At 69.8% G+C, this 24,674-nt stretch carries 22 protein-coding genes and 6 pseudogenes; 21 read left to right on the forward strand and 7 right to left on the reverse strand.

Annotated features, from left to right (window positions below; translation table 11 throughout):
* Positions 1 to 117 precede the first annotated feature (117 nt).
* From V8F63_RS05340 to V8F63_RS05385, 10 genes and pseudogenes are all read left to right on the forward strand, one after another.
* Positions 118 to 647, forward strand: a pseudogene (locus V8F63_RS05340) (fumarylacetoacetate hydrolase family protein).
* Positions 644 to 1,289: pseudogene (maiA, locus tag V8F63_RS05345) on the forward strand (maleylacetoacetate isomerase). Before V8F63_RS05340 ends, maiA begins: the two co-directional pseudogenes overlap by 4 nt.
* Before the next feature lie 70 nt (positions 1,290 to 1,359).
* The gene (locus V8F63_RS05350; RefSeq protein ID WP_244093252.1) at positions 1,360 to 2,259 is read left to right on the forward strand and encodes an aldo/keto reductase; all 900 of its coding nucleotides are present in this window, start codon (positions 1,360 to 1,362) and stop codon (positions 2,257 to 2,259) included.
* A gap of 170 nt (positions 2,260 to 2,429) precedes the next feature.
* Entirely contained in the window at positions 2,430 to 5,057 is a 2,628-nt protein-coding gene (gene mutS, locus V8F63_RS05355; RefSeq protein WP_392355040.1) for a DNA mismatch repair protein MutS, read from the forward strand.
* A 160-nt stretch (positions 5,058 to 5,217) separates the two neighbouring features.
* Positions 5,218 to 7,461, forward strand: a complete 2,244-nt coding sequence (gene glnD / locus V8F63_RS05360) for a [protein-PII] uridylyltransferase (RefSeq protein WP_392354717.1) — start codon at positions 5,218 to 5,220, stop codon at positions 7,459 to 7,461.
* Positions 7,353 to 7,907, forward strand: coding sequence for an ACT domain-containing protein (locus V8F63_RS05365; RefSeq protein ID WP_392354718.1), 555 nt, complete (start codon positions 7,353 to 7,355; stop codon positions 7,905 to 7,907). The genes glnD and V8F63_RS05365 overlap by 109 nt, the downstream gene beginning before the upstream one ends.
* A gap of 30 nt (positions 7,908 to 7,937) precedes the next feature.
* Positions 7,938 to 9,635 carry a murein biosynthesis integral membrane protein MurJ gene (gene murJ, locus V8F63_RS05370; RefSeq protein ID WP_392354719.1) on the forward strand — a complete coding sequence of 566 codons (1,698 nt, stop codon included), beginning with the start codon at positions 7,938 to 7,940 and terminating at the stop codon, positions 9,633 to 9,635.
* A 173-nt stretch (positions 9,636 to 9,808) separates the two neighbouring features.
* A pseudogene (trpS, locus tag V8F63_RS05375) lies at positions 9,809 to 10,845 on the forward strand (tryptophan--tRNA ligase).
* 100 nt (positions 10,846 to 10,945) lie between these two features.
* A complete protein-coding gene (locus tag V8F63_RS05380) occupies positions 10,946 to 11,671 on the forward strand; it encodes a GNAT family N-acetyltransferase (protein ID WP_392354720.1) in 726 nt (241 codons plus the stop codon).
* Positions 11,668 to 12,132, forward strand: a complete 465-nt coding sequence (locus tag V8F63_RS05385; RefSeq protein WP_392354721.1) for an OsmC family protein — start codon at positions 11,668 to 11,670, stop codon at positions 12,130 to 12,132. The genes V8F63_RS05380 and V8F63_RS05385 overlap by 4 nt, the downstream gene beginning before the upstream one ends.
* Position 12,133: 1 nt before the next feature.
* Here V8F63_RS05385 and V8F63_RS05390 read toward each other — a convergent pair whose 3' ends face one another.
* Complete coding sequence (locus V8F63_RS05390; protein WP_303704967.1) at positions 12,134 to 12,877, reverse strand: dienelactone hydrolase family protein; 744 nt, start codon at positions 12,875 to 12,877, stop codon at positions 12,134 to 12,136.
* Positions 12,878 to 13,021: 144 nt separating this feature from the next.
* Here V8F63_RS05390 and V8F63_RS05395 point away from each other — a divergent pair, with 144 nt between their 5' ends.
* Both V8F63_RS05395 and V8F63_RS05400 read left to right on the forward strand, forming a co-directional pair.
* On the forward strand, positions 13,022 to 13,597 hold the full coding sequence (locus V8F63_RS05395; RefSeq protein ID WP_392354722.1) for a PadR family transcriptional regulator: 576 nt from the start codon (positions 13,022 to 13,024) through the stop codon (positions 13,595 to 13,597).
* A complete protein-coding gene (locus V8F63_RS05400) occupies positions 13,594 to 14,349 on the forward strand; it encodes a siderophore-interacting protein (RefSeq protein ID WP_392354723.1) in 756 nt (251 codons plus the stop codon). Before V8F63_RS05395 ends, V8F63_RS05400 begins: the two co-directional genes overlap by 4 nt.
* A 133-nt stretch (positions 14,350 to 14,482) precedes the next feature.
* Here the strand turns inward: V8F63_RS05400 and V8F63_RS05405 are convergent, their stop codons facing one another.
* The 3 genes from V8F63_RS05405 to V8F63_RS05415 all read right to left on the reverse strand — a co-directional run bounded on the left by V8F63_RS05405 (position 14,483) and on the right by V8F63_RS05415 (position 16,734).
* Complete coding sequence (locus tag V8F63_RS05405; RefSeq protein ID WP_392355041.1) at positions 14,483 to 15,016, reverse strand: outer membrane protein transport protein; 534 nt, start codon at positions 15,014 to 15,016, stop codon at positions 14,483 to 14,485.
* The gene (locus tag V8F63_RS05410; protein ID WP_392354724.1) at positions 14,920 to 15,783 is read right to left on the reverse strand and encodes an outer membrane protein transport protein; all 864 of its coding nucleotides are present in this window, start codon (positions 15,781 to 15,783) and stop codon (positions 14,920 to 14,922) included. Before V8F63_RS05410 ends, V8F63_RS05405 begins: the two co-directional genes overlap by 97 nt.
* Positions 15,784 to 15,963: 180 nt before the next feature.
* Positions 15,964 to 16,734 carry a competence/damage-inducible protein A gene (locus V8F63_RS05415; RefSeq protein WP_392354725.1) on the reverse strand — a complete coding sequence of 257 codons (771 nt, stop codon included), beginning with the start codon at positions 16,732 to 16,734 and terminating at the stop codon, positions 15,964 to 15,966.
* Between the two features lie 149 nt (positions 16,735 to 16,883).
* On the opposite strand from V8F63_RS05415, the pseudogene map reads away from it, so the two are divergent.
* The 5 genes and pseudogenes from map (at position 16,884) to V8F63_RS05440 (ending at position 20,209) form a co-directional block, all read left to right on the forward strand.
* Positions 16,884 to 17,703 (forward strand): annotated as a pseudogene (gene map / locus V8F63_RS05420) (type I methionyl aminopeptidase).
* A gap of 417 nt (positions 17,704 to 18,120) precedes the next feature.
* A pseudogene (radC, locus tag V8F63_RS05425) lies at positions 18,121 to 18,458 on the forward strand (DNA repair protein RadC).
* Positions 18,459 to 18,508: 50 nt separating this feature from the next.
* Positions 18,509 to 19,020 (forward strand): annotated as a pseudogene (locus V8F63_RS05430) (GNAT family protein).
* Positions 19,021 to 19,075: 55 nt separating this feature from the next.
* Positions 19,076 to 19,318 (forward strand): BolA family protein, encoded by a 243-nt coding sequence (locus V8F63_RS05435; protein WP_024354238.1) that lies wholly within the window; start codon positions 19,076 to 19,078, stop codon positions 19,316 to 19,318.
* Between the two features lie 3 nt (positions 19,319 to 19,321).
* On the forward strand, positions 19,322 to 20,209 hold the full coding sequence (locus V8F63_RS05440) for an aldo/keto reductase (RefSeq protein WP_392354726.1): 888 nt from the start codon (positions 19,322 to 19,324) through the stop codon (positions 20,207 to 20,209).
* Positions 20,210 to 20,219: 10 nt separating this feature from the next.
* Here the strand turns inward: V8F63_RS05440 and V8F63_RS05445 are convergent, their stop codons facing one another.
* Together V8F63_RS05445 and V8F63_RS05450 are read right to left on the reverse strand one after the other, a co-directional pair.
* Positions 20,220 to 20,807, reverse strand: a complete 588-nt coding sequence (locus V8F63_RS05445) for a 3'(2'),5'-bisphosphate nucleotidase CysQ (RefSeq protein WP_392355042.1) — start codon at positions 20,805 to 20,807, stop codon at positions 20,220 to 20,222.
* Positions 20,726 to 21,070 (reverse strand): inositol monophosphatase family protein, encoded by a 345-nt coding sequence (locus V8F63_RS05450; RefSeq protein WP_392354727.1) that lies wholly within the window; start codon positions 21,068 to 21,070, stop codon positions 20,726 to 20,728. The genes V8F63_RS05445 and V8F63_RS05450 overlap by 82 nt, the downstream gene beginning before the upstream one ends.
* Positions 21,071 to 21,095: 25 nt before the next feature.
* On the opposite strand from V8F63_RS05450, the gene V8F63_RS05455 reads away from it, so the two are divergent.
* From V8F63_RS05455 to V8F63_RS05470, 4 genes are all read left to right on the forward strand, one after another.
* Positions 21,096 to 21,782: a histidine phosphotransferase family protein gene (locus V8F63_RS05455; protein WP_392354728.1), complete on the forward strand. Its 687-nt coding sequence runs from the start codon at positions 21,096 to 21,098 to the stop codon at positions 21,780 to 21,782.
* Between the two features lie 95 nt (positions 21,783 to 21,877).
* Positions 21,878 to 22,270, forward strand: a complete 393-nt coding sequence (locus tag V8F63_RS05460) for a response regulator (RefSeq protein ID WP_029972356.1) — start codon at positions 21,878 to 21,880, stop codon at positions 22,268 to 22,270.
* Positions 22,267 to 22,458 (forward strand): hypothetical protein, encoded by a 192-nt coding sequence (locus V8F63_RS05465; RefSeq protein ID WP_392354729.1) that lies wholly within the window; start codon positions 22,267 to 22,269, stop codon positions 22,456 to 22,458. Before V8F63_RS05460 ends, V8F63_RS05465 begins: the two co-directional genes overlap by 4 nt.
* Positions 22,422 to 23,078: a protein-glutamate O-methyltransferase CheR gene (locus V8F63_RS05470; RefSeq protein WP_392354730.1), complete on the forward strand. Its 657-nt coding sequence runs from the start codon at positions 22,422 to 22,424 to the stop codon at positions 23,076 to 23,078. Before V8F63_RS05465 ends, V8F63_RS05470 begins: the two co-directional genes overlap by 37 nt.
* 16 nt (positions 23,079 to 23,094) lie before the next feature.
* Here V8F63_RS05470 and V8F63_RS05475 read toward each other — a convergent pair whose 3' ends face one another.
* Positions 23,095 to 24,486, reverse strand: coding sequence for a metallophosphoesterase (locus V8F63_RS05475; protein ID WP_392354731.1), 1,392 nt, complete (start codon positions 24,484 to 24,486; stop codon positions 23,095 to 23,097).
* Between the last annotated feature and the right edge of the window lie 188 nt (positions 24,487 to 24,674).

Raw genomic sequence — 24,674 nt, forward strand, 5'->3', positions numbered from 1 at the left:
CAATGGTTGTTCCCTCCCGCTCCGACGCCTTCCTTGCCGATCGACGGCGAGGCGCGCCGCCTGCCCGTGCGGCGCATCCTGTGCGTCGGCCAAAACTACGCCGCCCATGCCCGCGAGATGGGGGCCGACCCGGACAAGCCCGCCCCCTTCTTCTTCGCCAAGCCGAGCGACGCCCTGGTCGCGGACGGGGCGGACCCGGCCTATCCGCCGGCGACGCGGAACCTGCATTACGAAGTCGAACTGGTCGTGGCGCTGGGCGAAGACGCCCGGCCGATCGGCTGGGCCGTCGGCGTCGATCTGACCCGGCGCGATCTTCAGGCGGAAGCGAAAGCCAAGGGGCGGCCGTGGGAGGCGAGCAAGGCCTTCGACCAGTCGGCTCCGTGCGGCGCGCTCAGCCTGACGCCGCCGGCGCCGATGCGGCCATTGAGCTGAAGGTCAACGGCGAAGTTCGTCAGTCCAGTCGGCTGTCGGACATGATCTGGGACGTCGACGGCGTCCTGTCCAAGGCGGCCGAACTGTGGACGCTGAAACCCGGCGACCTGATCTTCACCGGAACGCCCGAAGGGGTCGGTCCCCTGAGCCCCGGCGATCGGGTCGAGGCGGTCATCGCGGGCCTGCCCCCGCTCAGCTTCACGGTGCAATCATGATCCTGCATGGCTACTGGCGCTCGGGCACCAGCTACCGCACCCGCATCGCCCTCAATCTGAAGAAACTGGAGTATCGACAGGCGCGCTGGACCTGCGCACGGGCGCGCAGAAGTCCGAGGCCTACCTTAGGCTCAATCCGCAAGGGCTGGTCCCGGCGCTGGAAACCGACGACGGGCTGGTGCTGACCCAGAGCCCGGCCATTCTGGAGTGGCTGGAGGAAACCCATCCTGAGCCGCCCCTGCTGCCTTCGGACGCGGCGGGCCGGGCGCAGGTGCGGGCGATGGCGGCGTTGATCGGCTGCGACATCCATCCGCTCAACAATCTGCGGGTTCTGAAGGCGGTGCGAGGCCTGACCTCCGATGGAATGGGCGCCGATCAGACGAGTGTGGACGCCTGGGCCGGTCAGTGGATCATCGACGGCTTCACGGCGCTCGAGACCCTGGTCGTGCGCCACGGCGACGGCTGGTGCTTCGGCGGGGCGCCGACTTTGGCGGACTGCTATCTGATCCCGCAGCTTTATTCGGCGCGGCGGTTCCACGTCGATCTGGCGGCCTTCCCCGCTTGCTGGAGATCGAGGCGCGGGCCGAAGTCCACCCCGCCTTCATCGCCGCCCTGCCGGAAAACCAGCCGGATGCGGATTAAGCGTCTTCGTTCACCAACGACCTTGATTTCGGTCAATCTCCCTTAAGCTTTGAGATGGATGATCGGGGTCGTGAGATTCGCCGTTCCGCCCTCTCCGGCCGACAAACTCGCCATCGCCCTGGTGGTCGAGCCTGATCGGTCTCGCCCGTTGCCGCCGGGCCAGCGGGAGGAGGCGACGCGCCATCTGCTGCAGACCGCAGGCGACGCCGGGATCGGCCTGGTGGCCACCCGGCCCGAAGGCGACGTGGAGCGCATGCTGGGCCAGGCCTGGCCCTTCCCCTCGCCCTTCCGCGTCACCGTGCGCACCGTGCCGCTGGCCGACGGCCTGGACCGGGTCGAGGCCCGCGCCCGCCGCTCGCTGGAGCGTATGGGCCTGCCGCGCGGCGACGCCGTCCTGGTGCAGAACGCTGGCGATCTGGCCGGCGCCGAGGGCCGCGCCCTGTGGGACCGGCTGCAGGCGCTGAAGGATCGCGGCGTCTTCCGCAAGGTCGGCTTCATCGCCACGGTCGAGGACGGCCCGGCCTTGCTGGCGCGCCGCTTCCAGCCCGACGTGGTGCAACTGACCTGCAACATCCTGGATCAGCGCGCGGCGCGGTCCGGCGTCATCGCCGCTCTGGCCAGCCAAGGGATTGAAGTGCATCTGGCCTCGGTCTTTGCGCAGGGCCTGCTGTTCGCCAACCGCGAGAGCCTGCCGCCCGAACTGGCCGCCCACGGCATGGCCCTGTCCCGCACGCGCCGCCGTCTGGCCGAGGCGCGGGTCGATCCGATGCAGGCGGCCCTGGCCTACGCCCTGACCCTGCCGGGGGTGGCCTCGGTCATCGCCAGCGTGGCCTCATCAGCCGAACTGCGCGCCATCATCGCCGCCTCCCACGCCCCGCGCCCCGACATCGACTGGGACGCCCTGGCGCTGGACGAGACCCCCGCCGCCCTGGCCTCGCGCCCGCGCCTGCGCCTCGTCAGCGCGGCCTGATCCACAAAGCTGTCCACAGGCGGTCCTTCGCCTGTGCATGAGGGCGCCGCCCGCGCTTGAGGCCGCCGTCCCGATCCGCCACCCTGCGGGTCAGATGAACGCGCCGCTTTCCCACCCCCAAGGCCTTGGCCAAAACTGACCTCAAGCCCGACGCTGGCACCACGCCGGTCATGGCCCAATACCTGTCGGTCAAGGCTACACAGCCCGAAGCCATGCTGTTCTTCCGCATGGGCGACTTCTACGAACTGTTCTTCGAGGACGCGCAGAAGGCGGCGGCGGCGCTGGGCATCGCCCTGACCAAACGCGGCAAGCACCAGGGCGAGGACATCCCCATGGCCGGGGTGCCCGTCCACGCCATGGACGGCTATCTGGCGCGGCTGATCCGCCAGGGCTTCAAGGTCGCCGTCTGCGAACAGCTGGAAGACCCGGCCGAGGCGAAGAAGCGCGGCTCCAAGGCCGTGGTCCACCGCGACATCGTGCGGGTGGTGACGCCCGGCACACTGACCGAGGACACGCTGCTGGACGCGCGCGGCGCCAACCGGCTGGCGGCCGTGGCGATCCGCAAGGGCAGGGCCGCCGTGGCGGTGGTCGAACTGTCGGCGGGCGTCGTGGATTCGGTCGCCTGCGACCTGTCGGATCTGGGCGCGGCGCTGGCGGCGTTCCGCCCGTCCGAGGTGCTGGTTCCCGACCGCCTGTTCTCGGACGAGACGATGAAGGGGGCGCTGGACGGTTCCGGCGGGGTGGTCCAGGCCATGCCCCAGGCCCTGGCCGAGCCGGTCGGGGCCAAGGATCGGGTGCAGCGGCTCTACGGCGTCTCGGCGCTGGACGGTTTCGGCGCCTTTGAGGAGGCCGAGATTTCGGCCCTGGGCCTGATCGCCGCCTATCTGGAGACGACGCAGGCGGGCAGGATTCCCGCCCTGACCCCGCCGCGCCGCTCGGGCGAGAGCGGCTTTCTCGCTATCGATCCGGCGACGCGCCTCAGCTTAGAGATCGACCGCACCCAGAGGGGCGAGCGCGACGGCAGTCTGCTGCACGCCATCGACCGCACCGTGACCTCGGGCGGGGCGCGGGCGCTGGCCGAACGCATCTCGCGGCCCTTGCGCGATCCGGCGGCGATCAACGCCGGGCTGGACGCTGTTGAGTGGTTGCTGGAGCGGCGCGATCTGCGACGCGACCTGCGCGACGCCTTGCGCGCCTCGGCCGATGTGGCGCGGGCGACCTCGCGTCTGGCGCTGGGCCGCGGCGGGCCGCGCGATCTGGCGGCGATCCGCTCGGGCTTGACGACGGCGCTGGGTCTCAGCGCCCTGTTCGCCGCCTGCGCCAACGACCCGCTGGCCGGACCGCCTGCGCGAGTGACGGCTTGCCTCGACGGTCTGGCGCTTGAGGGCGACCTGTCGCACCTGCTGGCCGAACTGACCGACGGCCTGATGGACGAGCCGCCGCACCTGGCGCGCGACGGCGGCTATGTGAATCCCGGCCATCGGCCCGAACTGGACGCCGCCCGCACCCTGCGCGACGACAGCCGCAAGATCATCGCCGAGTTGGAAGCCAAGGCGGTCGCCGACAGCGGCGTCGCCTTCAAGGTGCGCCACAACGCCGTCCTCGGCTATTTCCTCGAGACCAGCGCCAAGGCGGCCGAAGGCCTGTTGCGCGCGGGACCGGACAGCCCCTTCATCCACCGCCAGACCCTGGCCAATCAGGTGCGCTTCACCACCGTCGAGCTGTCCGAGCTGGACGCCAAGATCAGCCAGGCCGGACACCGCGCCCTGGCCATCGAGGCCGAGACCTTCGAGGTCTGGCGCCGCGAGGTGGCGCGTCTGGCCGGACCGCTGCAGGGCGTGGCCGAGGCGCTGGCCGAACTGGACGCCCACGCCGCTCTGGCCGAATGGGCCGAAGAGGTCGGGGCCGTGCGCCCCAGCGTCGACGACAGCCTGTGCTTCGCCGTCGAGGCCGGCCGCCACCCGGTGGTCGAGGCGGCGGTGAAGGCGCAAGGCCTGCCTTATACGCCCAACAACTGCCAGCTGGCGGGCGACGGCGTCGGCGCCTCGCGCCTGTCCATCGTCACCGGGCCGAACATGGCGGGCAAGTCGACCTTCCTGCGTCAGAACGCGCTTCTGGTGGTGCTGGCCCAGGCCGGGGCCTTCGTGCCGGCGCGGTCGATGAAGCTGGGTGTGGTGGATCGGCTGTTCAGTCGCGTCGGCGCCGGCGACGATCTGGCGCGCGGCCGCTCCACCTTCATGATGGAGATGGTCGAGACGGCCGCCATCCTGACTCAGGCGACGGAGCGCAGCTTCGTCGTGCTGGACGAGATCGGGCGCGGCACCGCCACCTACGACGGCCTGGCCATCGCCTGGGCCACGGCCGAGGCCCTGCACGAGACCAACCGCGCCCGCACCCTGTTCGCCACCCACTATCACGAGCTGGCCCAGCTCGAGGAACGGCTGGACCACGTCTGCAACCTGTCGATGAAGGCGCGCGAGTGGAACGGCGAGCTGGTCTTCCTGCACGAGGCGGCGCCCGGGGCGGCGGATCGTTCTTACGGCGTGCAGGTGGCCAAGCTGGCGGGCGTGCCGATGGCCGTGGTCGGCCGCGCGCGCGCGGTGTTGGAGCGGCTGGAGAATGAGAAGGCGGCGACCGCGCGGCTGGACGACCTGCCGCTGTTCGCCGCCGCCGAGCCGCCTGCGCCGCCGATGAAGTCCATGCTGGACGAAGCCGTCGCCGCCATCGACCCCGACGACCTGACCCCGCGCGAGGCGCTGGAGGCGCTGTATCGGCTGAAGGGGCTGGCTAAGACCTAAAAAACCACTCATCCCGGCGGACGCCGGGACCCAGTGAGAGCTTCGTCCTCCATCGGTGAGATGAAGCTGCCAGTGTCCAAGCGAGCGCTTGAAGCCAAAGGACTGGGTCCCGGCGTCCGCCGGGATGAGCGGTAGATAGGGAGCGTGCTATGTTTCTTCCGTGACCGTCCCGCCCCCGCTCCCGTCCGCTGTTCTCGACGCCGCCTCGGCGCCGGACCCGCGCGCCGCCGTCACCGCGCTCTTGCGTGAAAGCTTCGACGCCGACCGCGCCCGCGCCGCCCGCCGAGCCGAAAGCGCCACCGACGGCGCCGAGGCGGCGCGCCTCTACGCCGAGGCCGCCGACGCCCTGCTGACCACCCTGTGGCGGTTCGCGACGGAACAGGTCCATCCGGCCGCGGACGAGCGGCTGACCCTGCTGGCCGTCGGCGGCTACGGACGCGGGGTGCTGGCGCCGTTTTCGGACCTCGATCTGCTGTTCCTGCGGCCCGGCCAGGCGATCAGCCCGCGCGCCCAGGCGGTGGTCGAGTTCGTCCACTATGTCCTGTGGGATCTGGGGTTGAAGGTCGGCTCGGCCTTCCGCTCCATCGGCGAGACCCTGGCTCTGGCGCGCGACGACATGACGGTGCGCACCACCTTGCTGGAGGCGCGGGTGCTGGCGGGGGATGCAGGCCTGGGCGAAAGCCTGCTGAAACGGTTCCGCAGCGAAGTCGCCCGCGCCGACCCGCGCCCCTTCATCGCCGCCAAGATGTCCGAGCGCGACGTGCGCCTGCAGAAGACCGGCGCCGTCCGCTACCGCGTCGAGCCCAATATCAAGGACGGCAAGGGCGGTCTTCGCGACCTCAACACCCTGTTCTGGATCGCCCGCTCGCTGGCGCCGGACAGCGAGCGAGGGCAGGCGGCGCTGGAGGGGCTGCTGACCGCGCGCGAGCTGCGCAGCTTCCGCGAGGCGATCGGCTTCCTGTGGCGGGTGCGCATCCTGCTGCATCTGGTCACGGGGAGGCCTGAGGAGAAGCTGACCTTCGACGTCCAGCCCGAGATCGCCCGGCGCATGGGCTGGCGCGGGCGCGGTGACGAACTGGCGGTCGAGCGCTTCATGCGCCGCTATTTCCAGGTCGCGCGCGAGGTGGGCGCCCTGACCCGCGCTGTCTCGGCCCAGCTGGAGGCGCGCCAGCAGAAGAAGGCTGAAGGGTTGGCGCGCGGCCTGTCGCGGCTGATCCGCCGCCGCCGGGTCAGGCTCGCCTTCGACGGCCTGGCGGTGGAGGAGGGGCGGCTGACCGTGACGGGGGCCAATGTCTTCGCCCGCGATCCGGCGCGGCTGCTGATGCTGTTCGTCGAGGCGGACCGGCTGGACCTGGACCTGCACCCCGACGCCTTCGCCGCCGTGATCCGCTCGCTGACGCTGGTGACACCCGCCCTGCGCCGCGACCCGCGCGCGGCCGAGGCGTTTCTGACGGTGCTGGCCCACGGCCAGCGGCCCTATCGCGTCCTGTCGATCATGAACGAGACGGGGTTGCTGGGACGCTTCCTGCCCGAATGGGGACGGATCGTCGGCCAGACCCAGTTCAACATGTACCACGCCTATACGGTGGACGAGCACACCCTGCAGGCGGTGGGCGTCATCAACGACATCGCGCGCGGCAAGCTGAAGGCCGACCACCCGGCCTCGACCGCCATCGTCCCGCACATCGCCGATATCGAGGCGCTGATGCTGGCCATGCTGCTGCACGACGTAGGCAAGGGCGGCGACCGGGGCCAGTTGGAGGACGGGGCCATCGCCGCGCGCCGGGCCTGCGAGCGGCTAGGCGTCGATCCGCGCCGGATCGAGCTGGTCGTCTGGCTGGTGCGGCATCATCTGCTGATGAGCGACTACGCCCAGAAGCGCGACGTGTCCGATCCCTCGACCGTGCGCGCCTTCGCTGAGGCGGTGGGAGATCCAGAGCGCCTGCGCATGCTGATGGTGCTGACCGTGGCCGACATCCGCGCCGTTGGGCCGGGGGTGTGGAACGGCTGGAAAGGGCAGTTGATGCGCGCCCTGTTCGAAGCCACCGAGGCCCTGTTCCGGGGCGACGCCGTGACGCGCGAAGACCCTCTGGCCGACCACCCCGCCCTGGTCGAACGGGCGCGGCGAGAGGGGCGGCGGTCGAGGCCTTGCCCGCCGAAGGGCCGCTGGAATCCACCGCCCGCGTGGCCGTGGCGGCGCGCGACCGACCCGGCCTGTTCGCCGATCTGGCGGCCACGCTGTCGATGGCCGGCGCCGACGTGGTGGGCGCGCGGCTGGCCACGGCCGAGGACGGCATGGCGCTGGACGTGTTCGAGGTTCAGGACGGGGCGGGCGAACCCTATGGCGGGCGCGAGCCGCGACGGCTGGCCATTCTGGTCAAGGCGATGGAGCGGGCGGTGCTGAAGGGCGCACGGACCTCGGCCATGCAGGCGCCGCGCGTCAGCGCCCGCCGCGCCGTCTTCGATGTGCGGCCGGTGGTGCGCATCGACGCCGACACCGGGACCAGCGCCGTGGTGGTCGAAGTGTCCGGCGCCGACCGTCCCGGCCTGCTGGCCGATCTGGCGCGGACGATCTCGGCGCACGGCTATTCGACCCGCTCGGCCCACGTCGCCAGCTTCGGCGAGCGGGCGGTGGACGGCTTCTACATCACCGACGCCGACGGTCGGAAACCCAAGAGCAAGTCGAAGCTGGAGGCGCTGAAGGCGGACCTGCTGGAGGTGCTGGATCGCGCGCCGCAAGGCCCGGCCGGGCGCAGCATCACCCCTGTGCGCGCCAGCGTGCGCGATGTGTCGGATCTGGAAGGCGCGCTGGGCCGCTCGCCCGTATCCAGCGGCCCGCAGGCGCGCTAAGGCGTTTCGGCACCGAGCGCAGGAACAGCCGTGAACGACAAGACCGATCCCATCGAACCGGCCGCGCCGATCTCGGCTGCAAACGCTACGGTCGAGCCGGTGGTCCAGCCGCCGGCCTCCGCTGCGACGGCCAAGCCCAAGGCGGGCGGGGTGGCGCGGTCTTCCGCCATCTTCAGCGCCATGACCCTGCTCAGCCGTCTGGCCGGGTTCGCGCGCGACCTGGTCATCACGGCGGCGCTGGGCGCCTCGGCAGGACCGGCGGCCGACGCCTATTACACGGCGCTGAACTTCCCCAATCTGTTCCGGCGCATCTTCGCCGAAGGGGCCTTCGCCGCCGCCTTCGTGCCCGCCTACGCCAAGACGCTGAAGAGCGAGGGCGAGGCGGCGGCCGACAAGGTCGCGACCGACGCCCTAGCCGCCGTGGCCGCCGTCACCGTGGCCCTGACCCTGGTCGCCCAGCTAGCCATGCCGTGGCTGATGACCGTCATCAACATCGGTTTCCTGGATGATCCGGCCCGCTTCAAGCTGGCGGTGATCCTGACCCAGATCACCATGCCCTACCTGCCCTGCATGGCCATCGCCGCCCTGCTTAGCGGGGTGCTGAACGCGAGGGGGCGGTTCATCGTTTCGGGCGCCTATCCGATCCTGCTGAACCTGATCATGCTGGCCGCCGTCATCCCGGTGAAGGGCGATCAGATCGAGGCCGCCTACGCCGCCTCCTGGGCCGTGCTGGTCGCGGGCGTGGCCCAGGCGGGTCTGTGCTGGTGGGCGGCGCGCAAGGCGGGGGCGAATATCCGCCTCAGCCTGCCGAAAATGACGCCGGCGGTGAAGGCCATCATCATCACCGCCGTTCCCGCCGCCATCGGCAACAGCGCCACTCAGATCAACGTCTTCATCTCCGGCAACCTGTCCAGCTTCGTCGACGGCGGGCGCACCTGGCTGGCGACGGCGGACCGGCTGTATCAGCTGCCGCTAGGTCTGGTCGGGGTGGCGATCGGCATCGCCCTTCTGCCCAAGCTGTCGTCGGCGGTGGCGTCCAAGGATCACGCCCAGCAGCAGGCCTCGATGGACGAGGCGCTGATCCTGTCGATGGCCCTGACCCTGCCGGCGGCGGCGGCCCTCATGGCCATGCCTTATTTCCTGATCGACGCCTTGTTCACACGCGGCGCATTCCTGCAGGTGGACGCCATCAATACGGCCCGCGCCCTCGCGCATTTCGGCTGGGGCGTGCCCGCTTTCGTGCTGATCCGCATCCTGGCCCCGGCCTTCTTCGCGCGCGGCGATACGCGACGGCCGATGGTCTTCGCCCTGATCTCGGTGGCGGTGAACGCCGTGCTGGCCATCGGCCTGTTCAACCTCGGCATGGGAGTGTCAGGCATCGCGGCGGCGGTCAGCGCCTCGGCCTGGACTAATGTGCTGCTTCTGGGCGCGACCCTGTGGCGGCGCGAGCATTATCGACCCAGCCCGCGCGCCGTCTGGCGTCTGAGCCGCATCGCCCTGGCCAGCGCGGGGCTGGCGGCGGTGGTCGGCGCTGCGTCGTGGGCGCGACCGATGCTGCAGGCGCCGGTCGCCGACCTGCTGGCGATGGCGGGTTCTAGCCACGGCGCCAAGGAGATCACCCTGCTGCTGGTCGTGGCGGCGGGCGGTCTGGCCTATGTCGCGCTGGCCTTCCTGACCCGCGCCGTGACCATGGCCGAGGTCAAGGGTCTGGTGCGGCGGTCGCGGTGAGCTTGCCCTTCGCAGCCCGAACCGATAAGCGCGAGGGCATGGCGCTTTCGGGACGATTACTCGCTCACGGACGATGGCGCGGCTGATCCGCCGCCCCGGGCTTCCGCACGCCCGCCTTTCCCACGCGAAACCGTGCGCCGACATCCGCCTTTCGATTTCCGAGATCCGCTATCATGACTGACCAGACCCCGGCCCAATACACCGGCCCGCGCCGCATCCTGTCCGGCATCCAGGCCTCTGGCGCCCTGCACCTGGGCAACTATCTGGGCGCGCTGAAACGCTTCACCGAACTGCAGGAGACGGGCGCGCCCCTGTTCGTCTTCGTCGCCGACATGCACGCCATCACCGTCTGGCAGGAGCCCGAGAAGCTGGCCGCCCAGACGCGCGAGATCGCGGCGGCCTATCTGGCCTCGGGCCTGGACCCGGCCAAGGCCGTCATCTTCCCGCAGTCGGCTGTGCCGGCTCACGCCGAGCTGGCCTGGATCTTCAACTGCGTCGGCCGCCTGGGCTGGCTGGACCGGATGACCCAGTTCAAGGAGAAGTCGGGCAAGCACAAGGAACGCTCCAGCGTCGGCCTGTACACCTATCCGGTGCTGCAGGCGGCGGACATCCTGCTCTACAAGGCGACCGAGGTGCCGGTGGGCGAGGACCAGAAGCAGCATCTGGAGCTGACCCGCGACATCGCCCAGAAGTTCAACAACGACTTTGGCGCGCCCGGCTACTTCCCCTGCCTGAGCCGCTGATCCAGGGCCCGGCGACGCGGGTGATGTCCCTGCGCGACGGCGCGGCCAAGATGTCCAAGTCCGACCCGTCGGATCTGTCGCGCATCAATCTGACCGACGACGCCGACGCCATCGCCAACAAGGTCCGCAAGGCCAAGACCGACATGGAGCCGCTGCCGGAAACGGTCGAGGGCCTGGAAGGCCGGCCCGAGGCCAAGAACCTGGTGGCCATCTACGCCGCCCTGGCCGACACGACGCGCGAGGCGGTGCTGGCCGAGTTCGCGGGGCAGGGCTTCGGCGCCTTCAAGCCGAAGCTGGCAGAGCTGGCTGTGTCGTCGATGGCCAATGTCACCGCCGAGATGCGCCGCCTGATGGCCGACCCGGCCGAGATCGACCGCGCGCTGGCCGCCGGCGCCGAAAAGGCGCGCGAGATCGCCGAGCCGACCATCGCCGAGGTCAAGAAGATCGTCGGCTTCTGGCAGGGTTGAGGCTTCTGGGCTGATGCTTCTGGGCTGAGCGGCGGGTTTCGGACGCGGCGTTGCGAGTCTCGCTTCCGTCGCCGCGTCTTCGCGCCTAGAGCGTCGAGGCATGAGCCATCCTCTCGATCGGGCGGTGTTCAACGCCCTGACCACGCGTCTGTCGCCCTTCGTCACGCCGGATTCCGGAGCGGCCGCTGTGCGCATCGACCCTGAGATCGGGGTGTTCCTGGCGGCGGCCGACGCGACGCCGGACAGCCGCCGGGCGCTGACCGAGCTGGACCGGCGCCATCCCGGCGGGGGCCTGGTCGAGCGCGAGGACGGGCCGATGGTCGACGTCCTGCCCGACGGCGCCGTGATCGCCGCGCGGGTCGGCCTGGTGCAGATGACGGCGACGGCCCTGACGCCCCTCGGCTTGGAAGGCCCGCGGCTGGACGACGTCATCGAGGTGCTGGACGAGGCTGACGCGCCGGCGATGCTGGCGCTGGCGACCCTGACGCGGCCTGGTCCCTTCCGCTCGCAGACGCGCAAGCTGGGTCCGTTCATCGGCGTCAAGCGCGAGGGCCAGCTGGTCGCCATGGCGGGGCGGCGGCTGCGCGTGGACGGTTTCACCGAGCTGAGCGGCGTCTGCACCCACCCGGATCATCGCGGCCAAGGCTATGCGGCGGCTCTGTCGCGCGCGGTGGTCGGCGAGGTTTTGGCCTCGGGCGAGGCGGCCTTCCTGCACGCCTTCGCCGAGCATGAGGCGACGATCGCCTTCTATCGCGGACTGGGATTTCAGGCCCGGGCGCGCATGACCTATACCTTGCTGGGCGAGGCTCAGGAGGAGCGGACATGAGCGTTCATCGGGCGACGGTCGAATGGCGCCGAGGCGAGCAGCCGTTCAGCGACAACAAATACAGTCGCGGCCATGAATGGCGCTTCGACGGCGGGGCCGTGGTGCACGGTTCGTCCGCGCCCTCGGCCCTGTTGCCGCCGCCCCTGTCGGACGAGACGGCGGTCGATCCTGAGGAAGCCCTGGTCGCCGCCCTATCCAGTTGCCACATGCTGTTCTTCCTGGCCTACGCCCGCAAGGACGGCTTCATCGTCGACAGCTATCGCGACGACGCCGAGGGGACGTTGGGCCAGGACGAGCGCGGCAGGGTGTCGATCACAGAGGTGACGCTGCGCCCCTCCGTCATCTGGTCAGGCGACACGTCGCCGGACGCGGAAGCCCTCGCCGAGCTGCACCATCGCGCCCACGACAGCTGCTACATCGCCAACTCGATCCGCGCCGAGGTCAGGATCGAGCCTCGCTGACCTAGGCTGCGGTCTGCTGCAGGAAGGCTCCGAACCGGCGCAGGGCCTCCTCGGTCAGGTCGGGGTGGTGGCGCATCGGCCCGTTGTTGGTCGGTTCGTCAAAGGCGTGGGTGCCGTCGGCGACCCAGCTTTCGACCTGCGCCCCGCCTGCGCGGATCATGGCGTTGACCCGTTCGGCGTTGCGCACCGTGGTCAGGTGATCGCGCCCCGCCGTCAGGGCCAGGACGCGCGGGTGACGGCGCCACGGCTTCATCCGGTTGAAGGCCCAAGGGCCGATATAGGCGTAGGCCAGAAAGACGGCCTTGACGCCTGACAGGTCGACGGCGCCCGGATCGGCGACGCCCATGCGGCGCGGCGCGGGCGTCTCGCTCATCATCTCCATGATGGCCCATCCGCCGTGGCTCCAGCCCGCCAGCGCCAGTTGGGAAGCGTCCACGTCCGGCCGCTGCGACAGGCCGTGGATGGCGGCCAGGACATCGCCTGCCCGCTCATAGCCCCGGAACAGCACGCCGGTGCACACCGTGGTCAGCGTCATGGTCCGGCCCCAGCCGCGCGGACCATAGGAATCGATGATGGCGGCGCGCCAGCCGGCCGCTTTCGCCGCCTCGGCATAGCGCGGGAGATGGCTGCGCAGACCGCCGCAACCGTGGAACAGCAGGACCATCGGGCGCGGGCGGTCGTCGTCAGGCCCGACGATCTGCACATGCGGCTGCAACCGAGCCCAGCGAGCGGCGATGGTGTCCATCCCTGCAATCTAGGGCGCCGTTCTTTTCAGGGAAGGGGTCTTGCGCTTCGCTCATTCAGATATATCTGTTTGCCAGTTCGATATATCTAAATGAGAAAAGAAGAGATGAGAGGATCCAAGAGGATCGGAAGGCGCGGCCACGGCATGGGCCAGCACGGACCTGAGCGCGGCTTGGGTTGCGGCGGCTATGGCCGGACGATGCGCCCGGAAGCCCGGCGGACGGGCGAGGGCCGGATGCGCGGCGAAGGTCACGGCCGTCGCGGCGGCGGCCGCATGTTCGAACACGGCGCCCTGCGCTGGGTGCTGCTGTCGCTGATCGCGGACAAGCCCAGCCACGGCTATGAACTGATCAAGGCCATCGAGGCGCGAGTGGGCGGCGCCTATGCGCCCAGCCCCGGCGTCATCTATCCCAGCCTCGCGCTGCTGGAGGACATGGGCGCCGTGAACGCCGTCGCCGACGGCGGCAAGAAGCGCTACGCCGTCACCGACGAAGGCCGTCGCCTGCTGGTGGAAAACGCCGAGGCCCTGGCCCACGCCGAGCGCAAGATGAAGGCCTTGGGCGGCCGCGCCGACCGGCCGGCGCGCATCGCCCAGGCCATCGAGGCCTTCCGCGCCGCGACGCATGATCGCCTGACCCAGGAGCCGCCGCTCAGCGAAGCCCAGGTCGAGGCTCTTGCCGACATGATCGAAGCCGCAGCCGAAAAGGTGAAACAGGCATGAGCAACGCCCTGTTGAGACAACCGCGCCGCGTGCGGCATGAGCTGAGATTCCGCCGCGCCCGTGTCGAAGCCGTCGAGCAGTTGACCCCGGTCCTGAAGCGCGTCGTGCTGACGGGCGACGAGCTGGAGGGCTTCTTCAGCCCCGGCTTCGACGACCATGTGAAGATCTTCCCCGTGCCGCGCGGCGAGCCGCTGGTGTTGCCGACGTCGGGGCCAGACGGGCCGGTGTTCCCGGACCCCCGCCCGGTGGCGCGCGACTACACCCCGCGCGCGTTCGACGCTGCCAATCGTCGGCTGACCATCGACTTCGCTGTCGGCCACGGCGGCCCGGCCACCGCCTGGGCCGAGGACGCGCAGCCCGGGGACGAACTGGGCCTGGGCGGGCCGCGCGGGTCCTTCCTGGTCCCGACCAGCTTCGCCGAGCACCTGCTGATCGGCGACGAGACGGCGATCCCTGCCATCGCCCGCCGCCTGGAGGAGCTGCCGAAAGGCGCGCGCGCCATCGCCTGCATCGAGGTCAACGACGCGGCCGGCGAACTGGACCTGCCCAGTCCGGCGGACGTCGAGATCGTCTGGGTCCATCGCAACGGCGGACCGCGCGGGCGGGCCGAAGCTTTGACGGCTGCGGCGATCGCGGCGGCGAAGCGGATCGACCCGGCCGACGCCTATGTCTGGGTGGCCTGCGATCCTCGGTGGCCCGCGCGATGCGCGCGGCGCTGCTGGCCGCCCGGCCGTTCAACACGAAATGGATGAAGGTCGCGGGCTACTGGCGGCTGGGCGGGGTCGGCTCGAACGATGTGATCGAGGACTGAAGGCCAGACACAAAAACCCCTCCCCCTCGAGCGGGGGAGGGGCGTCGGCGCCATCAAACGCGCTCAGGCGAAGATCAGAAGGCCCAGCGGGCGCCGATCGAGGCCACCAAGGCCGAGCCTTCGGCCTCGCCGCGCAGGTGCGAGGTCACGGCCGCCGGGGTGCCGGCGTAGAAGGCGCGGTCGTCGCGGATCGTCGAGTCGCTGAAGGCGATGTAGGTCAGGCCTGCATCGAAGGTCACGCCCGGCGTCACCTCGGTCGAGCCGCCGACCGAGAACAGCCAGCGGTCGGCGTCCGGAATGCGGGCCGTGCGCAGGCTGTCGCGGGTCGGGGTCGGGTCATAGCCGACGCCGGCGCGCAGGGTGGTCTTGTCGCTGAGGGCGTAGTCCAGGCCGATGGCGCCGGTGGTGACGTCTTTGTAGTTCTGATGGATGACGTCGCCGCCGTTCGGATATTCGACGGTGATGGCCTGGAACTCGGACCAGCCGATGCGGTTGACCTGGGCGTTCAGCGTCAGCTTGTCGTTGACGGCGTAACGCACCGAGGCCGAGGCGAACCACGGGGTGTTGAAGCTCGCCGTGCCGCTGGTGGTGACGCTGTTGGGCGCCAGGGGCCGGTCAGGGCGATGGCGATATCCCCGTCCAGTTCGTGCTCGATCTTGGAGCGGTAGGACAGGCCGAAGTCCCACGGGCCCTTGTGGACCTGGGCACCGACGTTCCAGCCGAAGTCCCAGCCGTCGCCTTCCAGCGAGGAGGAGCCGTCCGGCAGCAGGGGCGAAACCGACGGCATGGCCGAGGTCAGCTTGGCCTTGACGTACTGGGCGTTCAACCCGGCGCCGACGTCCAGCCAGTCGTTGACCTGATAGGCCAGGGTCAGGCTGGCGTCGCCCGAACGCAGCTCCGAGGTCAGGGCGTCATAGCGCGCGAAGGAGCCCTGCTCGTACTTGGTGGTGAAGTTGTACGGCGCCGCCACCGAGACGCCCAGGGCGAGGCGGTCGCCGATCGGGGTGGCGAAAGCGAAGTTCGGGACCAGGCCGCTTTCGATCGGGTCGACCTCGGTGTTGCGCGGGTTGACCACCGGCACGTCCACGCCGCCCGGATAGGTGACGTAGGAACCGGTGTTGCGCACCTCGGAGTCGATCTTGATGGCGTGCAGGCCGACGGAAAGTTCGCGACCGCTGCGCGCGATCGAGGCGGGGTTCCACCACAGCGAGCCGACGCCGCGATCGGCGGCCTCGCCGGAGAAGGCGCGGCCGGCGCCGCGCACGGACTGTTCCTGCAGATAGAAGGAGCCGGCGAGGGCCGGGGCCGCCACGCCCGTCATCAGGACGGTGGTCAGAGCCAGGCCGCCGAGGCGGACCATGTTCCTGGGGGTCATTTACGCTTCACCTATGTCGAGGGCCGGCCATTGAAAAGCGGACGGCCTTTGTTCGGGGAGAGCCGCCACGCCGCCATCACAGCGTCCGTGTCATGAAAGCGTTGCGTCCAAGGCTGGTGTCGGACGGCTTCCCGGCAAAAGCGTGGCGCAAAAGGTGCGCAATTTCACACCTTAGTGAGGTTACGTAGGGGTAATTTCGATGCCTGCCGAACGCAGGTCAGCGGATAAATCGTGTTCCGCCGCGTCAACTTCGGGCTGGTTCCTCCCGCGGATGACCAGTTGGGTGCCGATCTCGCTGGGCTTATGGTCCCCGCTGAAGCCGAAGGGGTAGGAGCCGAAGGACAGGTGAGGCCGCGCCTCAGCGGCGGCGCGCAGGATGTCGGCCACCGCGCCTTCGCCCGCGCCGGTGACGCGAAGGCTGCGGCTATGCACCGGAGAGCCGGTCTTCAGGCGCGGCGCCACGTCGTCGAGCATGGCCTCCATGATCTTGGGCACGCCCGCCATGACGAAGACGTTGTCGACCTGAAAGCCGGGCGCGCCGCTGACCGGATTGGCGATCAGGACGCCGCCTTCGGGCACGCGGGCCATGCGGCGGCGGGCGGCGTTGAACTCGCCGGGCGCATAGCGGCGCTCGAGGATGGCGAGCGCCTCGGGGTGTTCGCTGACCGGCACGCCGAAGGCCGCGCCGACGGCGTCGGCGGTGATGTCGTCATGGGTCGGGCCGATGCCGCCGGTGGTGAAGACATAGTCGTGCGCGGCGCGCAGGGCGTTCAGGGCCGCGACGATCTGGTCCTGACGGTCGCCGACCACCCGGGCCTCCATCAGATCGACGCCCAGCGGGGCCAGGAAGCGGGCCAGGGTGTTCATATTGCTGTCACGGGTGCGGCCTGACAGGATTTCATCGCCGATGATCAGGACGGCGGCGGTGGGGGAGGGCGAGAGCTTGGACATGGCCCCTAGATAGGAAGCCAAGGCCCCTGCGTCAGCGGCGAACCCTGACGGGCTTGAGGTTTTGTGCTAGTCTGACCATCTGAAGTCCTGAAAGTCGTTTCTTCGCCCGTTCCGCCTGATTGCGGAGCGCGCCTCCCCGAAAGCCAAGCATGTACGAGACCCCCGACCTGGAAACCGACGTCTTCGTCCGCAGCCACGAAATCCGCATCTATGACGCGGAAGGGTTCGAGGGCATGCGCAAGGCCGGCCGTCTGGTCGCCGAGGCGCTGGACATGATCGGCGAGCATGTGAAGCCGGGCGTGACCACGGGCGAGCTGGACGATCTGGTGCGCGAGTTCACCCTGGACAACGGCGGCACGCCCGCCTGCCTCGGCTACAAGGGCTACACCAAGACGGTCTGCACCTCGATCAACCACGTCGTCTGCCACGGCATTCCCGGCGACAAGGTCCTGAAGGAAGGCGACATCGTCAACATCGACCACACCGTCATCGTCGACGGTTGGCATGGCGATTCGAGCCGCATGTATGCGGTCGGCGAGATCAACGCCCGCGCCAAGCGGCTGATCGACGTCACCTATGACTCGCTGGATCTTGGCCTGGCCCAGATCAAGCCGGGCAACACCTTCGGCGACATCGGGTTCGCCATCCAGAAATTCGTCGAGGCCCAGCGCATGAGCGTGGTGCGCGACTTCTGCGGCCACGGCATCGGCCGGGTCTTCCACGACAGCCCCAACGTCCTGCACTACGGCCGTCGCGGCGAGGGCGCGGTGCTGAAGCCGGGCATGTTCTTCACCGTCGAGCCGATGGTGATTGGGCAAGCCTGCGGTAAAGGTGCTGTCGGACGGCTGGACCGCCGTGACCCGCGACAAATCGCTGTCGTCGCAGTGCGAACACTCGATCGGCGTGACCGAGGACGGCCTGGAAATCTTCACCGCCTCGCCCAAGGGCCTGTTCCGCCCGAAATTCTGAGCTAGTCTCCCCTCGGGGAGGCTGATGCTCGATCAACCGCCGAAACAACAACCAAAGGCCAAGCCGCACCACGCCGGTCATCGCGAGCGGCTGCGCGAGCGCGCGCACCGCGGGCCTGCATCATCTGCCCGACTATGAGCTGCTGGAGCTGTTCCTGTTCCGCAGCCAGCCGCAGGGCGACGTCAAGCCGGTGGCCAAGGCCCTGCTGACCCGGTTCGGATCGCTGGCGGCGGTGCTGGCGGCCTCGGTCGAGGATCTGATGACGGTCAAGGCCGAGGATTCGCGCGGTCGGGCCAAGGGGTGGGCGCCGAGACGGCGCTGGACCTGGCCGCCCTGCATGAAGTCTCGCGCCGGGTGGCCAAGGAGGAGGCGAACCGGCGCACCGTCATCTCGTCGTGGACGGCGCTGCTGGCCTATGTGCGCCTGTCGCTGCAGCATGAACCGCGCGAGCAGTTCCGCGTCCTTTACCTCGACAAGAAGAACCAGCTGATCCTCGACGAAATCCAGAACCGGGGCACGGTCGACCACGCCCCCGTCTATCCGCGCGAGGTGGTGCGCCGCGCGCTGGAGCTGTCGGCCAGCGCCATGATCATCGTGCACAACCACCCTCGGGCGATCCGACGCCCAGCCGGGCGGACATCGACATGACCAAACAGGTGATCGAAGCGGCGCGCGCCCTCAGCGTCACCGTGCATGACCATCTGATCGTCGGCCGCGAAGGCGTGGCCAGCTTCAAGCAACTGGGACTGATGTGACTGTGCTTTCGACTGAGCGTTTGACGCTGACGCCGGTCGCCGTGGGCGACATGGACGATCTGACCGCCCTGTGGGCCGACGCCGATTTCACCCGCCATATCATGGGGCGCGGCCTGTCGGAGGAGGAGGTCTGGTTCCGCCTGCTGCGCGATGTCGGCCACTGGCAGGTCAAGGGCTATGGCAACTGGTCGATCCGCGAGACGGCGACGGGCGCTATGTCGGCAGCGTCGGCGTGCTGGACTATCGTCGCGACATGACGCCGCCGTTCGATGCGCCGGAGCTCGGCTGGGGCGTGGCGCCGGCCTTTCAGGGGCGCAGCATGGCGCGCGAGGCCTTGCAGGCGGCGCTGGCCTGGACGGACGAGCACAGGGCTGAGCCGCGCACCGTCTGCATGATCTCCCCCGACAACGCCGCCTCCATCCGTCTGGCGGAACGGGTCGGCTACCGCCCCTATGGCCATGCCGACTACAAGGGCTCGGTCGTCACCCTGTTCGAGCGGGTCAAAGGCGGGCCGACCGAGGCGGTCGGAGGGGCGGCTGACAGGACCGGCGGGGCCGGGTAAGCTTTACATTCTCGGGCCGGTTCGCCGCCCCGTCGCCTTCCGGAGTGCTTTTCCCATGCCCATGTCCGCCGACGATCTTCGCGCCCATTTGACCGAGGCCTTCCCCGACGCGGACATCGCCATCGAGGATCTGGCCGGCGACGGCGACCACTATCGCGCCCGCATCGTGTCCGAGGCGTTTCGCGGTCTGAACCGGGTGCGCCAGCACCAGCTCGTCTATGCGGCGTTGAAGGGCAAGATGGGCGGCGAACTGCACGCTCTGGCGCTGGAGACCTCCGCCCCGGCCGAGGCGGGCTGACCCATGCGCTATCGCCCCTTCGGCGTCTCGGGGGCGGCTGTCTCCAATCTGACCCTGTGCCTGGGGGCGGAAGCGGCGGCGCGCGGCGGGGCGCATGTGCGCCAGATGATCTTCGCGGCGCTGGAGGCGGGCATCAACGCCTACCATTTCGACAGCGCCGATCCGGCGCTGCTGCGGGCGGCGGGCGAGGCGCTGGGCCATGTCGAGCGCCGTCTGGTCATCGCCAGCGTGAGCCTGGGCGTCGGGCGTGATTTCTCGCCGATTAGCCTGGGGCGTGAGATCGAGCAGGGACTGCACGCCTCTGGGCTGGGCTGGTTCGATCTGGCCGTGCTGGACCGCCCCGGCGAGAATGAGCTGCCGCAAGCCGCCCTCACCGCGCTGAAGGCGATCCGCAAGGCGGGGCATGTGCGGATGCTCGGCGTGTCGAGCGATGAGGCGGTGAGCGACCTCTATGTCTCGACCGGCGCCTTCGACGCCCTGTTCACCCCGTTCCACGCCAATATCGAATGGCGGGTGCGCGCCCGGATGCGGGCCGCGCTGGAGCGGCAGATGAGCCTGTTCGTCTACGGCTATTTCCCCGACAGCCTGTCGACCGAACGAAAGGCGGCCGAGGCCGGGGCCCCCAAGAAGCGCGGCCTGTTCGGCCTGGGCGGGCGGGCGCCGGTCGAGGAGACGCAGCGCGGCTCCTTCGCCTTCCTGCATCAGACCCGGGGCTGGACCGCCGAGGCTATCTGCCTGGCCTACGCCCTGACCGACCCGGGCGTGTCGAGCGTCCTGATCCGGCCGCGCGACCGGGCGGAGCTGGAAACGCTGGCGGCGACGCCGGAGCGCGACCTGCCCGCCGGTCTGTCGGCCCAGATCGAGATGGCGCGCGTCGACGCCTTGGTCTGACGCCGCCCTTTCAGGCGCCGATGGCCGAGAAGGGGCCGTTCAGAAAGCCCGGCTTGCCGTAGGCCAGTGGGCGGCCGTCCTCCGCCACGACGCGGCCGCCGGCGGCTTCCAACACCGCCTGGCCCGCAGCCGTATCCCATTCGCAGGTCGGGCCGGTGCGAGGATAGGCGTCGTAGCGGCCCTCGGCGATCATGCAGAACTTCAGCGAGGAATCCATGCCTTGCCACAGCCGGCAGCCGTTGCGGCCGGCCAGGCGTTCGGCGTCTTCGTCGCTGATGCTGTGGCTGACCAAGGCGGTGGCGTCCAGAGGGCGCTCGCGCACGCGCGCCGGTTTCCAGGCCTCGCCAAACGCGCGGCGTTGGGCGCCTTCGCCCGGCGCCACCGAGCGCCAGGTCAGGGCAAGAGCCGGCGCCGTCACCACGCCGGCGACCACGGCGTCGCCGCGCACCAGGGCGATGTTGACGGTGTAGCTTTCGCGTCCCTGGATGAAGCCTTTGGTGCCGTCCAGCGGGTCGATCAGCCAGAACCACTGGCCGACCGAGGGGGCAGGCCGTCGGCGGCGGCGGCCTCTTCGGCGACGGCCTGAACCTGGGGCCAGCGGGCGGTCAGACGTTGCAGGATCAGCGCCTCGGCGGCGCGGTCGGCAGCGGTGACGGGGCTGTCGTCGGCCTTGATCTCGGCCGTCGTCCCGGCGCGCCAGTAGGGCAGGATCAGCTGGGCCGCCTCTTCGGCGATGTCGGCCAGGGCGTCGGTCAGCCGTCCCGAGACGAGATCGTCTTCAAGTTCGGCGAAGGCGGAGGGGAGGCGGGGACAGTCATGCCGCACCCGATAACCCATGCGGCCGGTTTCAAGAACCGGCAAATCAGGCCACCTTGGCCTTAACCATTTGCAAACCTTGCCGCCGAACGCCGTGTCCGACCTGACTTCATCGCCCTCCCTCGCCGACCTGCCCGTCGCCAGCCTGCCTGTCGATGGGGCGGAGCTGGCCGCCTTCATCGCGGCCAAGCTGTGCCATGACTTCATCAGCCCGGCGGGCGCGGTCATGTCGGGTCTGGACCTTCTGGACGACCCCAGCGCCCAGGACATGCGCGACGACGCCCTGGGGCTGATTCGCCAGAGCGCGGCCAAGATGGTGGCGCTGGTCCATTTCGCCCGCGTGGCCTTTGGGGCGGCGACCTCCAGCGAACAGTTTTCGGGCGCGGAGCTGCACAGTCTGCTGACGGGCCTGACCGACGGCGGGCGGGCGACGCTGGACTGGCGCGTCGGCGAGGAGGTCTTCACCAAGCTTCAGGCGCGCGCCCTGCTGAACCTGGCCTATCTGACGGTCGGCGCCCTGCCGATGGGCGGAGCAGCCACGGTCGCCGTGCGTCGCGAAGGCGGGCAGCTGATCCTGATCGGTTCGGCCGAGGGCGCACGGGCGCGGCTCAAGGCCGAGGCCCTGACCGGGCTGAAGGGCGAGCGTCTGACGGAGGGTCTCGCCGGGCAGTGGATTCAGCCCTATTGGCTGTGGCTGACGGCCTGCGACGCCGGGGGCGGCTGGAGACGACGGTCGAGGACGGCCGCGTCGCCCTGATCGCCCGCCTGCCTCTGGCGGACTAGGCCAACTTTCCGTTAACCGGCGTCAGACCATTCTGGCGTGAATATCGTCGTTATTCGCTTTTTGCGAGAATGAGTCCCGTGGACGCCAAGACCTGTCTGATCGTCGATGACAGCCGGATCATCCGCAAGGTGGCCCGGCGCATCCTCGAAGACCTCGCTTTCGAGGTGCAGGAGGCGGCTGACGGCGCCGAGGCGCTGGAGGCCTGCGTCGGCGCCATGCCGGACGTCGTGCTGCTGGACTGGCAGATGCCGATCATGGACGGGATGACCTTTCTGGGCCGTCTGCGCGCCCTTCCGGACGGGCGGGAGCCCAAGGTGCTGTTCTGTTCGGTCGAGACGCGCGCCGACCGCATCGCCGAAGCTTTGTCCGCCGGGGCGGACGAATATGTTATGAAGCCGTTCGACGGCGACATCCTGCAGTCCAAGCTCGCCGAAGTGGGAGCGATTCAGACGCCGTCATGACGCCGGAGGATTTCGACCGCCTTCAAGCTCTGCTGGCCTCGCGCGCGGGATACCGCCTGTCGCGAGAGCGGATGCAGCTGGCCGAGCATCGGTTGGGACCGGTCGCGCGTCGTGAAGGCTATCACAACGTCGAGGCCATGCTGGCCAGCCTGTGGAGCCGCCCGGTGGCGTCGCTCGGCTGGGGGTGATCGAAGCCCTGCTGAACGCCGAGACCTGGTTCCGGCGCGACCGGGCGGCGTTCGAGGTGCTGGAGCGCGAGTTGCTGCCCGCCCTGACGGCGGCGCGCGGCGGGCCGGTGCGGATCTGGTCGGCGGGCGCCGGATCGGGTCAGGAAGCCTATTCGCTGGCCATCGCCGCCCTTGAGGCCGGGGCGCGGGTCGAGGTGCTGGCCACCGACCTGTCGCGTCAGGCGATCGAGAAGGCCCTGTCGGGCCTCTACAGCTCCTTCGAGATCCAGCGGGGGTTGTCGGCGCGGACCATGCTGCGCTGGTTCGAACAGGTGGACGATCACTGGCGGGCGCGGCCGGAACTGCGCGCAGCCGTCACCTTCAAACGCGCCAATCTGCTGGACGCGCCGGCTGACGAAGGGCGGTTCGACATCATCTTCTGCCGCCACGTGCTCGGCGACATGACGCCGGAGCGCCGGCCGCGTCTGCTGGACGGGCTGGAGCGGGGGCTGGTCGATGACGGTTGCCTGTTCCTGGGCGCGGACGAGCGCCCCGACGGCGATAGCGTCGCCTTCAGGCCCGTGGCGGGACGGCGCGGCCTCTATGTGAAGTCGCCCTCAGCCTATCGCCGGGCGGCCTGACGTTCAGGAATGACGCTCAGGCCTGCAGCAGGCCCTGCGCCGCGACGGCCTTGACGCCGGGGCCGGGGACCTCGGTGAAATCCAGATCGGCCACGCCGAAATACTCCTGCTGGTTCAGGGCGCACCAGTCGGTGGTGACGATGCGGATCGTATCGCGCTTCTCGTCGCCCTGGACCGCGCCATAGACAAAGTCGCCGGTGCGTCGCGCGAACGGCATGACGCGGTCCTGATTGGCCAGGGCGGTCAGTTCGCTGAGACGCGCGGCCGGAACCTCGGCGGCCATCAGCTTGCCGTCGAACCGCACCACGGCGTCGAAGGCGTAGCGGCTGATCGGCCCGGCGGGCAGGCCCGTTCCTAGAGTCGTATGGCCGATAAAGCCCGCCTGGGCTCCGGCGAAGCGGGCGAAGGCGGCGGCCACGGCGCGGCCGGTGTCGCCCAGCGACAGGGCGGCGGGACTGCTCCCCAGGACGGCGCGTTCCTGCGCGCTCAGATGCTGCGCCAGCGTCGCGCGGATCAGGGCGGCCAGAGCCGGGTCGGCGGGACCGTCCAGGGCGACGCTGCGCGACTGGGCCCGCACGCTTCCATCGCTGAGATAATCGGCCGCCGTATAGGCGTTGTTCCACGATCCGGTGTGGGCGTAGAGGCCGCGGCCCAGCGGCTCCTGAAACAGCAGGTGGTTGTGTCCGCCGATCATCAGGGCGCCGTCGGGCAGGGCGGACAGCATCCCCCGGTCGCCCGCCACCCCGGCGTGGCTCATCACCAGCGTCAGGTCGGCGCCGTCCAGAAGCGGCGGCAGGTGGGCGCGCGCCCAGTCGGTCGGATCGGGGATCGACAGCCAGTCGCGGCTGTCCTTGGGATAGGTGTTCAGCGAATTCGTGCCGAAGCCGATGATGCGCAGGCGCCGCTGGCCCAAGGCGATCTCGGTCGCCGCCCGGGCGTAGGGCTGACCGGTGCGCGCGTCGATGATGTTGCTGATGACGCTGATCCCCAGGCCCTGCATCCGGGCGACCACGGCGTGCAAGTCCGGCGTCAGATCATTGTCGTGGTTGCCCAGATTGACCACCGTGGGCGCGATGGATGGCAAGGCGGCCAGAAACGCCCAGTCGATCGCGCCTTGGGACCGCACCGAGACGACGTTGCCGTGCTCGAAGATGTCGCCGTCCAGGGCGATCAGGTGCGGAACCGACTGGCGGCGGACTTCGGCGCGCAGGGCGGCCAGAACCTGGGCGCTGCGCTCATAGGCCGAATGCAGGTCGGACATGGCCAACACTCGGGCCACAACCCGGGCGCGCGCGCGGCCGACATCCGGGGCGGACTGATCGCCAGCGAACGCGGGCGTTGCGCCGATCAGGGGCAGGGCGGCGACGCTTGCGAGGAAACGTCGGCGGGAGGGGGCGACGGGGGGCATGAGCGTCTCCTGCGGCGTTCAGCAAGGGTCGGGCGCAGCCGATCTGCTTTGCATGTCCTGCCGCGGGGCTCAATGTCGCAACCGGGTCGGGAAGGAATTGAACGCCGGTTTCCCTTGGCCTGTGTCCCTGTCGCGAAAGGTTCATGCGGGGCGGGGCTTCTGGGCTGGAAACAGCTCGGCTTCGGGCC

The organism is Brevundimonas sp. LF-1, from assembly GCF_037055305.1.
Taxonomy (GTDB): Bacteria; Pseudomonadota; Alphaproteobacteria; order Caulobacterales; family Caulobacteraceae; genus Brevundimonas; species Brevundimonas sanguinis.